Below are 14053 nucleotides of genomic sequence, written 5' to 3'. Positions count from 1 at the left end.
CACCCTCTCTATTAACCGAATACGCGATAATATAGTTGTTTCGCTTTCGAAATATCATTTGTACCATGAATAAAAACACGACCATCCCGAAAAAAAACGATGCGGTAATCATCGAATTGGCAAGATAGTAAATACGGATTCCGATCTACTTTTCCCAGTTTTTTTAATACTTTTTCTATATCATCAAAATTGTATTTCCTATTGTCTACTGTTCTAATTTGAACTGTATTTCTTCCGCACAAAACAGCTGCTTTCGTTTGATTTTCGTATGATAAATAAGGATAAGTTCGATTCAAACCGCATGAGAGACAAGCGTCTGTTTTTATTTTCCCTAATTTTATAAAATGATTTTGATTACTCCATATATCAAACATGAAAAATGTTTTTCTAATTGCTGAGAAATCTTCCACTAAAATTTTGAGCGCTTCTGCCACTTGATATGCTGCGACGATTTGAACAGTCGGGCTAATAATCCCAGCGGTATCACACGTCACACCTGTAACAGGAATATTTTTCAGCATACAATGTAAACACGGTGTCTCTTGCGGAATAATTATATAACTCATACCATATGATCCAACGCAAGAACCATATACCCACGGAATATTATGTTTTTGTGATAAATCATTTATTACAAATCGAATATCAAAATTATCTGTTGCATCAATGATTACATCTACATTTTTTAATAGACCTTCCATATTTTCTGAAGTTGCATCCATGACGAAAGCATGTATTTGTACTTCCGAATTAATTTGTTCTAGCCGATTTTTTGCAGCAATTGCTTTCGGCATTTTCTCTCTCGCATCTTGTTCAGCGTACAATTGTTGCCTTTGTAAATTACTCCATTCAACGTAGTCACGATCAATAATCGTCAACTTGCCAACACCTGCACGTACGAAACTTTCGGCACTTGCACTTCCTAATGCGCCTGCCCCTACAATTAACACATGTTTATTTCGAATTTTTTCTTGTCCTTTACTCCCAATTGGTTTGAACAACTGTTGTCGTGAATACCGATCAGCCATTACATACCCTTCCTCTCAAGAACTCTATTTCATATTAGAATGTTGTTTCTGATAACAAGCAAAGTAAGCAAAACCAACAAACCCAGCTCCTCCAATTACATTTCCGATAAAAACAGGAACAAAATTTTTAGCCAAATCCATCCACGTTAGATGACCAGCAAAAATAACAGCGGAAATGACAAACATATTTGCTACTACTTGCTGAAATCCAATCACTACAAATGCCATAATTGGAATCCAAATTCCGATGATTTTCCCGACAAAATCACTCGTCCCGTAAGCGAGCCAAAGAGCAAGACAAACGAGCCAATTACAACCAATTGCTAAAATCAAAGTTCTCCCAAATGATTCATGTAACTTCCCTTCCGCTATCGCTACCGTTTTATTTAAATACTCTCCCTCTGTTAATCCGCCAAGATGTCCAAAGCAATACGCAACGAAAATTGCCCCAATAAAGTTCATGAGAGTAATCCAAACCCAGTTATTCAGTACACTTATCAATGTAATTTTCTTTGCATAAAGCGCCATAGACAGTGACATCATATTTCCCGTAATTAATTCTCCTCCTGCTAATACTACGAGCATGAGTCCAACAGGAAATACTGCTCCTCCTAAAACATTCACTAGACTTCCCCAGCGCTCAGGTAAATTCCCTAAAACTCGAATGTTAAGTAAAAAACCTATCGCAATAAACGCTCCTCCTAAAAAACCGAGAATAAGCATCGCTGGCAATGTCTGTCTTACTTTTTGAACACCGGCCTCAATGACAAGCTCAGCAATTTGTTCCGGCTTATGAAATGCCATTACCCATTCCTCCATTTTCTCCAAATAAAAAAGCAGCTTCAAAAAACCTCCTCAAAATAAAGGTTTTTGAATGCTGCTTAATTTCTCTGCACATCTTTTACAGAGATATCAATCATCACTTTTACTATAAAATAGAAAATCCACAACTCTTGTAAATTTTCCATTTTTCACTATGACGCTAGCTTTATATATTAACCACCGATATGTGACATTTCAATTTTAGGTATTGTTTTCTTATTTGTATGATTTAAGCGTTCATCTGAATAACGATTTTCCCTATTATTCCATATATCGCGTACTACATCTGTAATGTCCTCATCTGTATGTTCAGAACGAAGCAATTCTCTTAAATCATTTCCTTTAGAAGCAAATAAGCAAGTATATAATTTTCCTTCTGCAGAAATACGAGCTCTCGTACATGATGAGCAAAAAGAATCTGTTACTGATGAAATAATACCTATTTCCTCATCGCTTCCTATATAACGATACCTAGTAGCCACTTCACCAGAATAATTTGCTTCTATCCGTTCTAACGGCATAACTTGATGAATCGTATCTACTATTTCTTGTTTAGAGACGACCTCTTTTAAATCCCAACCATTATAATTTCCAACATCCATATACTCAATAAAACGAAGAATATGCTTATTTTCCTTAAAATATTGCGCCATCTGCAAAATGTCCTGTTCGTTTTTTCCCTTTTGAACGACCATGTTTATTTTAATTTTCATTCCAACTTCAGCTGCAGCCTGTATTCCTTCCAGAACCCTTTGCACTTTGCTCCTATTACCATTTAAATAGAAAAACCGCTCTTCTTCTAAGGAATCTAAGCTAACTGTTACACGTGATAGTCCCGCCTTATATAAATCAGGAGCAAACTTTTTAAGTAACGATCCATTGGTTGTTAAACCGATATCTTCTACACCATCAATTTTATTAAGACGCTCAATAAGCTTTGGAAGCCCTCTTCGAAGTAACGGTTCTCCGCCTGTAATCCGTAATTTTCTCACACCTAAAGAAACGAAAATACGTGTTATCCTTTCAATTTCATCAAAAGATAAAATTTTATCATTAGACAAAAACGAGTAATCAGGACCAAATATTTCTTCTGGCATACAATATCGGCAGCGAAAATTACAGCGATCAGTAACTGAAATACGTAAATCCTTTAACGGACGTTGCAACTTGTCTAATGTAACTGATTTCATCTTCATTGCCTCACTTTTATTTTATATTTAAAACACGTTCTGGATGGGTATATACATTTAAGGAATGATTACGAATAAATCCTATTGTCGTAATACCTAAATCTTCCGCTAGTTGCAAGGCTAACTCAGTTGGAGCTGATTTTGATAGTATAATTTCACAACCGATTTTTACAACTTTCAATAATATTTCCGAAGAAATACGACCACTAAAAACAATGATTTTATCTTTTATAGAAATATCGTTTCTTAAACAATAACCGTAAATTTTGTCTAGTGCATTATGCCTACCAATATCCATTCGGCTTAAAATAATACCATTCACATCACATAAAGCTGCATTATGAACCCCACCAGTATGATGAAACGTATCCGCAGATTGCTGCATTTCTTTCATTAACCGAAAACAATCATCGGCAGCAACCTGTACATGGACACCCTTCATTTTTTTTGCACTTAGTGCATCATTTGCAAAAACAAACCCTTGCCTACTCATACCACAACAAGACGTAATATAGCGTTTATTTTGCATTTGTTCATAATACGGATTTACTTTTGTCGTTGTTACATGCACAAATCCTTCTTTCTCCTGCACCCATACACTATCAATATCTTCATACTTCCGAATGATTCCTTCAGAAGCTAAGAAGCCTATTACCATATCTTCTATATATTCTGGAGTACTAACCATTGTAACAAACTCCTGTCCGTTCATTTTAATGGTGACAGGAAACTCTGTTACAATGCTGTCCTCTATATGTTTAAATGCTCCCTGTTCATAACGAAAGATTTCTCTTTCTACCTGTATCGGTTTCACGATCAGTATCCTTCTCTCACGTTATATTTTTATCAAAAACAAATACAGAAACTGCAATATCTTCTTCTACTTTCATATCTGAAAACAAATTCACTAATTTCGCTCCAACAAGTTCCTCCAAATGTTCACGGGAATTCGCAGCATACACTTCTTGAATCATTTTCGTTCTAGCCATATGAACCATTTCCGCACCGTCCATCGTACTTGAAATAAATTTTTCAGTAGGTGTTAAGTTTCCATAAAGAGTCGCTATAGCCATATTTTCCGCAAAAACAGTATGAATTCGTTCTGGTCCTTTTCCGAAAAGTTCCTTTCGAAGTTTTCGTATCATATCATTAAATTCATGTACTTTTTTTGACATACAATTATACCTCCCAAAAGCCTCATTTTACTCTATTATATATTTTACCAAAATGAGCCTTCCGCCCAAACTATTTCCTACAAATATTTGGGCGAAAAGGTTCATTTCATGAAGTTTATTCGTCTTTTAACCCTTTCCCCATACCTTTTAAGAAATGAAGCCCAAACCCGATAGCACGGTTAATATCTGGGTCTTTCAATACTTTCATAAGATCGAATACCCCTACTTTTTTATTACTTTCTAGATGTTCATTACCTTCTTCTAGCCCGACTAATAAACTACCTATAAGCTTTTTCGTAAGTTCTGGGTCAAGTTCAGTTAACGCACCTGCAGCGCCCATCATATTATTAATTAAATTTGTAACAGGCTCACGAGTTACTTGACCTAGAACAATTTTCGCAATTGGTTCTTTCGCTTTTAGCATTGAATTTGCAGCTTCTAGCATTCCAATGTCATTTAATTCCCCTACTATATTAAACATCTGATTTAGAGCTTCTTCATTATTAGTTAGAAGCTCTTTTAAATCATCTAACTTTTGCTGTTTTATTTCTTCCTCAGTTAATTCTTGTTTTTGAATCATTTTTATAGGTGCAGCCATAGTTTTCTCCTCCTACTTATCCGTTAAATGCACATACCCTGGACGTGCCCACTTACGATGTACCTCAATTCCAGCTTGAGGGTGACGTTTTTTATTGCGTGGGTTCGCTTTTGGCATCGGATTTTCGCCATCAACTTCTAATACTTCCATACGTACTTTTGTTTGTTTATACGCAGGTGTATTCGTACGTACATCCACAGCAGGACCTGTTAAGAAATTAATTGCCGTTTCGTTATCTGTAGAGTTCATCGGTAAATATAACTCATTCGCTTTTACACGATCTGTAACGAGTGCACGTAATTTTAATGCTCCAAAAGGAGAGACAAGACGAACTAACGAACCTGTTTTTACGCCACGTTCTTTTGCAAGGTCTGGAGAGATTTCAACGAAAACACCAGGTACTTTCGTTTGAATACCTGTTGATTTATTTGTCATATTCCCTTCATGGAAATGCTCAAGCATACGACCATTGTTAATGTGAAGGTCAAACTCAGCTGGAAATTCAGCTGGACGTACCCAGTCAGCAATCGCAAAACGAGCTTTTTTATCTGGGAAGTTAAATCCGTCTTGGAACAGAAGTGGTGTATTCGTTCCATCAAAACTTCCCCAATGGAAACTATTCCATCCTTCAAGCACTTCATAGTTCGCTTGCGAGAACAATGGTGATAAACTTGCCATCTCAGCAAAGATTTCACTTGGGTGGCTATAATTCCAGTTTGCACCTAGTTTATTCGCAACTTCCTGGACGATCCACCAGTCTGGTTTCGCATCTCCTAGCGTAGGAAGAACTTGATATAATCTTTGGACACGGCGCTCTGTATTTGTGAAAGTACCTTCTTTCTCAAGAGATGGCGCTGCTGGTAATACAACATCTGCATATTGAGCAGTTTTAGAAAGGAAAACATCTTGCACAACGAAGAAATCAAGGCTCGATAACACTTCATGTACATGATTTGCATTAGAATCTACAAGAGCCATATCTTCTCCGACAAGATACATTGCTTTCATTTTTCCTTCGTCAATTGCATGAAGCATTTCTATATTATTAAGACCTGGTTCACTATCAATTTTCACTCCGTAAGCAGTTTCAAATTTCGCACGTTCCATTTCGTTAGTAACGTGCTGATACCCTGGAAGCCATCCTGGTAAAGTACCCATATCACAAGCACCTTGTACGTTATTATGGCCTCGAAGTGGGTATGCACCTGCTCCTGGACGACGATAGTTCCCTGTTGCAAGAAGTAAGTTTGAAATTGCAGCGGAGGTATCAGAACCACCTGTATTTTGCGTTACCCCCATACCCCAAAGGATACATGTACCATCTGCATCACGAATCATTTCAGCCATTTGAATAAGTGTGTCTTTTGAAATGCCTGTTACTTCTTCTGCATATTCAAGTGTATATTCCTCTAGGCTTTCTTTGAAATCTTCAAAGAAGTTTACATTCTCATTAATGAATTCCTGATCATGCCAACCTTGATCAATCATATATTTCGTAACAGCCATTAACCAAACTTGATCTGTTCCTTGTTTTGGACTAATAAAGACATCTGATCGCTCTGCCATTTCGGTTTTACGAAGATCAGCTACAATTAACTTTTGTCCGTGTAATTTATGTGCACGTTTAATACGTGTAGCTAGAACAGGATGACCTTCTGTCGGATTACATCCTACAATAATAACAAGACCAGATTGCGCAATATCTTTAATGGTTCCGGCATCACCGCCCATACCAATTGTACGGAACAAACCATCCGTTGCTGGTGATTGGCAATAACGTGAGCAGTTATCGATATTATTCGTTCCAAATACTTGTCGAGCTAATTTTTGAATTACATAATTGTCTTCATTTGTAATTTTAGAGGAAGAAATAAATCCGATAGAACCTTTACCGTACTCTTCTTTAATAGCACCTAATTTATTTGCAACTACATTCAGTGCTTCTTCCCATGTAGATTCAACAAACGTTCCATTTTTACGAATTAAAGGTTTTGTTATTCGTTCTTTAGAATTTACGAAATCCCAACCAAATTTCCCTTTTACACAAGTGGAAATTGCGTTAACTGGTGCATCTGAAGATGGCTGTACTTTAAGAATTTTACGCCCCTTCGTCCACACTTCAAACGAACAACCTACACCACAAAATGTACATACTGTTTTCGTTTTCTTCGTGCGAGTATCACGCATGGCCGCTTCCACTTCTGATACCGCAAAAATACCGCTATATCCAGGCTCAACTTCTTTAATTAAATCTACCATCGGTTCAAGAATATCTGGTTTTAATCCCGTCATAAATCCAGCTTCACCGAGCATCGTTTTCTCCATTAAAGCGTTACAAGGACAAATCGTTACACATTGACCACAGCTAACGCATGAAGAATCATTAATATTTACTCCTTCATCCCAAATAACTCGTGGGCGTTCCGCTTCCCAGTCTATCGATAACGTTTCATTTACTTGTAAGTTTTGACACACCTCAACGCATTGACCGCATGCAATACATTGATTAGGATCATAGCGATAAAACGGATGCGTCATATCAACTTCACTTACATCTACTTTCGGTTCATACGGATATTTTTGATGTTCAATTTCCATTAATTCTGCTGTATTATGCAGTTTACAGTTCCCATTGTTATTGTCACATACTGTACAGTATAATAAATGATTTTCTAGTAACCGATCCATCGCCTCTGTTTGTGCTTCTTTTGCGCGAACAGAAGCACGTTCAATGTTCATACCTTCCATCACTACTGTCGAACAAGATCGCATTAACTTTCCGTCAACTTCTACAATACAAGTGTCACATGTTTGAATAGGATCTACTTCTGGCACGTAACAAATTTGCGGATGTTCAATCCCGTTCTCATTAATAACACCCAATATCGTTGAACCTGGCTCCGCTGTATACTTTTTTCCGTCAATTGTAATATGAACCATGTTGTTATTCATGGTCTTTCCCCCTTTTTGAGAATAAAAAAACTCCACCACGAAAATATACGCACCGCATTTCGGCACGTTATTATCATGGTGGAGTAGTTTATTAGCACATCTTGCTAAAATACCAATCCATTTATTCATAAATAAAACGATAGAGTCATAACAGGTCATATCACGATTCCATCTTTAACACTATAATTATAGCGTTAAAGTTAAAAATATACAATATAAAATTTAAACTACGCATATGTCAGCTTGTAACTATCCATAATAACCCATATAAAGTGAAACTTTAATCAGTGGGGGTTTTCTTCATCCCCCACTGATTATCAGCCCTCACCAATCGGGATAAAACATAACAAGGAGTAAGCGAACAAATGGGGTCTTTTAATAAATGGATTCGTGGTGAAAAATCTTTTTCTACCCAAGAGCAAGCTGATTACGCATTAAATAAATCTATCTCTTCTTCCCTTTCCCTTAATTTAAAGCACTTGTCCAAAATGTTTAGCGGTATTCCAGAATTAATAACACGCACTTTTCCATTAAAAAACGGACAGGAAGCTGCACTTATATATATGGAAGGACTTGTAGACAAAACTGTTATTAACGTAAACATTCTTCGTCCTCTCTTATTTAAAGAGTGGGATGAAGACGATTTTTGGGAAGCCTCTGTTTCTATCGGAAATATTAAAAAAGTTCAACAGTGGACAGACATTGAACAATCTCTTTTACACGGCAAAAGTATTTTATTTATAAACGGACAACTATCCGCTTTAGAGCTTGATACGCAAGCGGCACCAAAAAGGAGCATTGAAGAACCTACAACAGAGAGCTCCATAAAAAGCTCACACGAAGGATTTAATGAAGTAGCGAGCGACAGCCTTGCACTTATTCGTCGATATATTCCAAATCGCGAATTGAAAGTGAAGGAATTCACTGTTGGTGAACGAGCTACTTCAAAGGTTTTTTTGCTTTATCTAGCAGATGTTGCGAACGAAAATGTCGTAAAAGAAATGGCATCCCGTATCGAGTCAGTAAAAGTTGATGCGATTCTTACTACTGGTGAATTAGAGGGGTTTGTTGAAGATAATTCCTTTACTCTCTTTCCGCAATTATCAATAACTGAACGCCCTGACACAACAGCACATCATATTCTTGATGGGCGAATTGCCGTTGTTGTAGATCGCTCACCAGGCGTATTAATAGGACCTATGACCTTTTCATCCTTTTTTCAGACGATAGATGATTACAGCTTCAGACCTATGATTCCATCTTTTATACGACTTCTTCGTTTCACTGGGCTATTTATTGCAATATTTGCTCCTGCTCTTTATATTGCTATGATTTCCTTCCATTATGAAGTGATTCCGCTCAAATTGTTGTTAACGATTGGAGAATCTCGAGCCAAAATTCCTTTTCCTCCCATATTAGAAGCTTTATTAATGGAATTAGTTCTCGAAATGCTCCGAGAAGCAGCGATTCGGCTTCCTGGTCCTGTTGGACAAACAATCGGCGTCGTAGGAGGAATTGTAATTGGACAAGCTGCCGTTCAAGCTGGGATTGTTAGTAACGTTATGGTTATCGTTGTATCAATTACTGCAGTCGCTTCTTTTATCATTCCTAACCTGGAAATGTCAGCAGGAATTCGACTTCTTCGCTTTCCGATGATGATAATTGCCTCTTTATTTGGCGTCATTGGAATTATGGTTGGGATGGCGATCATTATTATTCATATACTTTCTATGGAATCTCTCGGTGTTCCTTATGGTAGTCCTTTTTCTCCGTTATTTGCTTCGGATTTAAAAGATATTCTTGTACGTTTACCATGGAAAATAATGAAGAAACGCCCACTATCTCTTAACTTAAAACAAGAAAATCGACAAAGTGATATGGAAGAAATGGAGGAAGATAAGTGACAAAGCGTGCAAAGAGGGAGATTAGTTTATTTCAATACATTTTAACGATTAGTGGTGTTCAAGTAGGATTCGGTGTCCTTACACTTCCGCGTGAAGTTGCACAAGGTGCGAATACAGATGGCTGGATGTCTATTATTATCGGATGCGCTATCACTACTTTAGTCAGTTTATGTATTGTAAAAATTATGGAAAAGCATCCTGGATATACTTTACTTCATGTTCTGACTCGTTATCTTGGGAAGTGGCTAGGAAGAATAGGAATGATTTTTTGGATTTTATATGCTGTCCTTGCAGCTATTTCCTTAATTTTTTCCCTCTTATACGTTATTCACATTTGGATTTTACCTAGAACTCCAATGTTTTTAATTATGATTTTACTATCTATTCCAATGTTAATGCTAGCATGTAAAGGCGTTCTTATTATAAGTCGCTATGCTGTTTTCACTGTATTTTTCACACTATGGATGCCTTTTCTATTGTTTATTCCGCTTAAAGATGGGCATTGGATTTATCTTCTTCCTCTTCTTAAAGAAGGCTGGATACCAGTTTTAAACACAGTAAAATCAACTATCATTGCGTTTCTCGGATTTGAGTTTGCATTTGTCCTTTATCCTTATCTCAGTAATAAATCATCTGCAAAAAAAGGAATTGTTCTTGCAAATTTGATTACGCTATTTATTTATCTTCAAGTCACGTTTGTCTCTTTTGTTTATTTTAGTCCAGATGGTATAACAAAGTTTTTATGGCCGACTCTTTCTCTTGTTACACCATTTCACTTCTCATTTCTTGAACGATTTGAAATTATCTTTTTGTCATTTTATCTCTTTATTATTTTTGATTCCTGTATTCCTTATATTTTCACTGCTTCAGATGGAATTAATCAATTACTTAACAAAAAAAGCAGTTCATTACCTATTTATGTTTTATTATTCGGGTGTATTTTCATCTTATTCTTTTATATCCCTTCCTCTTACCAAATAAGTTCGTTGCGAGAATTTTGGGGAACTGCAAGTTATTTTATCGTTTTTCTATTCCCAGTCGTATTTCTCTTATACATGACACTTTATCAGCATTGGAAAAGGAGAAGAGTTTAGATGAGGCGCTTTATTCATTTCACTATACTTTACTTTCTCATAACCTTTTTAACAGGCTGTGGAGATCGCCTCGACTTAGAAAAACAATCGATTTCATTAATTTACGGCTTTGACGCAAAAGCAAAAGGAAAATTAATTGTGTACCACGTAAATCCTATTTTTAATGAAGACGTAGAAAAAAAGTACGAAACACATGAAGCGAAAGTACGTACACCTCGAGAAGCAAAAGCAACGTTTAATAGTTCAAGTGGCGGTTTAGTATCTACAGAAAAGTTACAGCTCATTTTATTTAGCACAAATTTTTTAAAACAAGAAGGGGCTATGCCTTACCTTGATGTTTGGTATCGTGATCCTAAAAACACTGGAAACATGCGCATGGTTGCAGTAGACGGTCCAATTTCTTCAGTTATATATAATAACTTTAAAGATAAGCCTGCCCTTCCCGAGTATTTAACAGATTTAATTAACACGAACAAACTGTACAATCGGACCGTTTTTACGACATTCCATGAATTTCACAGGCAAACGTTTAATAAAGGTATAACACCTGCTATTTCAGAAATAAAAAAAGGTAAAAAGGATGTTATCGTTACTGGTTCCGCGCTATTAACTTCTCGCGGAATTTATAAAATGTCATTAAATCGTTATGAAAGCGCCCTTCTTCTTTTGTTACAAAAGAAAGCGAATACACCGGTTTCGCTTACATTGAAAATCCCTTCTACTTCAGTTGAAAGTAATAGTGATTTAAAAGATACCGATGGCGGCGATTTCGTAACAATAAATGTTCTTAGCATGAATCGTGATATCCATACAGACTATAGCGATAACCACTTCAAATTTAATGTTAAAATGGATTTAAAAATTGCTGTCTCTGAACTTACATTCAATATGGATATAGACAAAGATAGAAAGAAATTAACTTCTCTTATTACAAAACAACTAAACAAAGATTTGAACGATTTAATCCACAACATTCAAAAACAGCAACTTGATCCATTCGGATTTGGTGATTATGCGAGAGCGTTTCAATATAAAGAATGGAAACAAGTCGAAGATGATTGGCCGAGTGCCTTTTCAAAAGCTAATGTGAAAGTGGCACCAACTATTAAAATTTTAGAAAATGGGATTATTAAATAGAAAAAACACGCTACTTGTTCTTATATGAATAAGTAGCGTGTTTTCATTTCCATTACAAGTATTATTTCAATGGACTATACTTTATTTCTATTTCTAACATTACTATGTTTTTTAGCATATACAAAATATATGAAAACCCCTACTATAATCCATGCCACAAAACTAATTAAAGTAAGCTTAGAAAGGTTCAAAGCTAAATATATACAACTTACTATCGAAACGATAGGTAAAAAAGGTACTAGAGGAGCACGGAATGGCCTCTTCATATTAGGATGTGTCTTTCTTAATACAATGACAGCTATAGATACAAACACAAATGCTGTTATCGTTCCCATATTCACCAAATTAGCTAATAAATTCAAATCCACTAATCCCGCTAATAAAGCTGCTAGTATACCTGTAACCCATGTATTAAAAAATGGAGTTTGTAAACGTTTATGGACACTTGAAAGTCTTTTTGGTAACAATCCATCTCGACTCATCGAATAAGATACACGAACAAATGCAAACATAGCTACTAACAGAACTGTTGTTAGCCCTGCTATCGCTCCCACCGATAACAACCCAGCAATTCTATCTTCTCCTACAATGCGCAACGCATATGCAACCGGATCAGCAACATTTAATTCCGTAAACGGAACCATTCCAGTTAACACGAATGAAACACCTACATATAGAACCGTACAAATGAACAAGGAAACAAGTAGCCCAATTGGCACGTTACGTTGTGGACGCTTCACTTCTTCTGCGGCTGTTGCAACTGCATCAAATCCTAAAAAAGCAAAAAATACAGTAGCAGCGCCTCCTACCACACCGTGAAAACCAAACGGTAGAAATGGTTGCCAATTCTCTGGTCTTACATATTGTGTCCCTACAACAATAAATCCTACAATAACAGCCAGTTTAATAATAACCATTATATTATTTATTCGTGCACTTTCTTTTGCACCACGGCTTAATAAAAATGTAACAACTAAAATAATAAGAACTGCTGGTAAATCAATGATTCCACCCTTCCCCATTCCTGGTGCCGAAGCAAAAACCGTAGGAATGTGAATATTAAAACCTAGTAGCAATGACTGAAAATATGCTGACCAGCCTGCTGCAACCGCAGAAGTCGCTAATAAATACTCCAGCATAACACACCAGCCAACTATAAATGCAAAAATCTCACCTAGTGTCATATATGTATATGAATATACACTTCCCGAAACTGGAACTGTAGATGCAAATTCAGCATAACAGAAAGCTACACATGCACATATAATTGCCGCTAATACAAAAGATAATACAATCGCCGGACCAGCATGTTTCGCTGCTACAATACCAGTTAATACGAAAATACCTGTACCAATAATTGCTCCAATACCTAAAAGAGTTAAATCAATCGCTCCTAAAGTTTGATTCAATACTTTTTTCTTTTCTTCATCCATTGCTTTCTTTATGAAAAGACTCATTCTTTGAAACCTCTTTTTCAAGTTTATCTCTTACTTGTTACATTCTTTATTACTGTTCTATTTTAAAAATAAAAATATACATAGTTCACTTCCCCTATAGACTTAGTAACCCACCTCAAAAAAACAGAAAAATCAATTCCCTTATAGCATATTGAATTTTCAAAATATTAATGGTACAAAAAAACCATTAAGAATGCTGATTGAATTTATCATACAATTAATTATATTGTCAATAATAAATCAATCAAAAATAATCGGTTGATTATGTATCAAATGTTATTTTTATACATAATTATTTTCTCAAAAACATTGTTGTTTTCCACCTTAATATTCATACACATTTTATTACATTGATTTTCATACAATTTTCATTGCATACAATGCAATGAAAATCATAATAACCTCAAATGAGTTATTATTTAAAAATAATAATTCATTTGAGGTTATTTTACCATTTTAATACTAACAAAAAAGTGCAGATTTTCATCTGCACTTTTTTTATTCTTCCGCTTCAGCTTCTGCACTACTATTTTCAAGATGCTCCTTCTGAGCTTCCTCTTGCAGCTCCGCTGAAATCATCCCATAATAAAGTTCCGGATATAACCCAAATATTTGATATACACTTCCTAAAAACGGCATCAGAATCCCTCTTTTCTAAAGTTGTATTGCCACTTTTAAGGATTCCCTTTTCATTCA

General features: G+C 35.9%; 12 protein-coding genes. 3 read left to right on the top strand and 9 right to left on the bottom strand.

What is annotated here, in order from left to right:
* Window positions 1-11 precede the first annotated feature (11 nt).
* The 7 genes from MKY38_RS04475 to fdhF all read right to left on the bottom strand — a co-directional run bounded on the left by MKY38_RS04475 (window position 12) and on the right by fdhF (window position 7765).
* Window positions 12-1028, bottom strand: coding sequence for a molybdopterin-synthase adenylyltransferase MoeB (locus MKY38_RS04475; RefSeq protein WP_076876425.1), 1017 nt, complete (start codon window positions 1026-1028; stop codon window positions 12-14).
* Between the two features lie 24 nt (window positions 1029-1052).
* Window positions 1053-1832, bottom strand: a complete 780-nt coding sequence (locus MKY38_RS04470) for a formate/nitrite transporter family protein (RefSeq protein WP_000863998.1) — start codon at window positions 1830-1832, stop codon at window positions 1053-1055.
* Window positions 1833-2023: 191 nt separating this feature from the next.
* Window positions 2024-3040: a GTP 3',8-cyclase MoaA gene (moaA, locus tag MKY38_RS04465; protein ID WP_065224124.1), complete on the bottom strand. Its 1017-nt coding sequence runs from the start codon at window positions 3038-3040 to the stop codon at window positions 2024-2026.
* A 16-nt stretch (window positions 3041-3056) separates the two neighbouring features.
* On the bottom strand, window positions 3057-3854 hold the full coding sequence (gene fdhD / locus MKY38_RS04460; RefSeq protein WP_065224123.1) for a formate dehydrogenase accessory sulfurtransferase FdhD: 798 nt from the start codon (window positions 3852-3854) through the stop codon (window positions 3057-3059).
* 16 nt (window positions 3855-3870) lie between these two features.
* Complete coding sequence (locus tag MKY38_RS04455; protein WP_000039582.1) at window positions 3871-4215, bottom strand: DUF2294 domain-containing protein; 345 nt, start codon at window positions 4213-4215, stop codon at window positions 3871-3873.
* Between the two features lie 115 nt (window positions 4216-4330).
* Entirely contained in the window at window positions 4331-4813 is a 483-nt protein-coding gene (locus tag MKY38_RS04450) for a DUF1641 domain-containing protein (protein WP_000729897.1), read from the bottom strand.
* Between the two features lie 12 nt (window positions 4814-4825).
* Window positions 4826-7765, bottom strand: a complete 2940-nt coding sequence (gene fdhF / locus MKY38_RS04445) for a formate dehydrogenase subunit alpha (protein WP_065224122.1) — start codon at window positions 7763-7765, stop codon at window positions 4826-4828.
* A 365-nt stretch (window positions 7766-8130) separates the two neighbouring features.
* On the opposite strand from fdhF, the gene gerSA reads away from it, so the two are divergent.
* Genes gerSA through gerSC form a run of 3 tightly spaced genes read left to right on the top strand, consistent with a single transcriptional unit; the run spans window position 8131 to window position 11900 of the window.
* Window positions 8131-9669 carry a spore germination protein GerSA gene (gerSA, locus tag MKY38_RS04440; RefSeq protein WP_065224121.1) on the top strand — a complete coding sequence of 513 codons (1539 nt, stop codon included), beginning with the start codon at window positions 8131-8133 and terminating at the stop codon, window positions 9667-9669.
* Complete coding sequence (locus tag MKY38_RS04435; protein ID WP_341048179.1) at window positions 9666-10763, top strand: endospore germination permease; 1098 nt, start codon at window positions 9666-9668, stop codon at window positions 10761-10763. Before gerSA ends, MKY38_RS04435 begins: the two co-directional genes overlap by 4 nt.
* Window positions 10764-11900, top strand: coding sequence for a spore germination protein GerSC (gene gerSC / locus MKY38_RS04430; RefSeq protein ID WP_001252217.1), 1137 nt, complete (start codon window positions 10764-10766; stop codon window positions 11898-11900).
* Between the two features lie 74 nt (window positions 11901-11974).
* Here the strand turns inward: gerSC and MKY38_RS04425 are convergent, their stop codons facing one another.
* Window positions 11975-13357, bottom strand: a complete 1383-nt coding sequence (locus MKY38_RS04425) for an APC family permease (protein WP_000051661.1) — start codon at window positions 13355-13357, stop codon at window positions 11975-11977.
* 498 nt (window positions 13358-13855) lie between these two features.
* Window positions 13856-13996, bottom strand: coding sequence for a hypothetical protein (locus MKY38_RS04420; RefSeq protein ID WP_001116192.1), 141 nt, complete (start codon window positions 13994-13996; stop codon window positions 13856-13858).
* Window positions 13997-14053 lie beyond the last annotated feature (57 nt).

This window comes from Bacillus sp. FSL R5-0585, from assembly GCF_038004545.1.
Lineage (GTDB): Bacteria > Bacillota > Bacilli > Bacillales > Bacillaceae_G > Bacillus_A > Bacillus_A cereus.
Note: the sequence above shows the minus strand (reverse complement) of the source record. Positions and strands in the feature narration are given on the sequence as shown.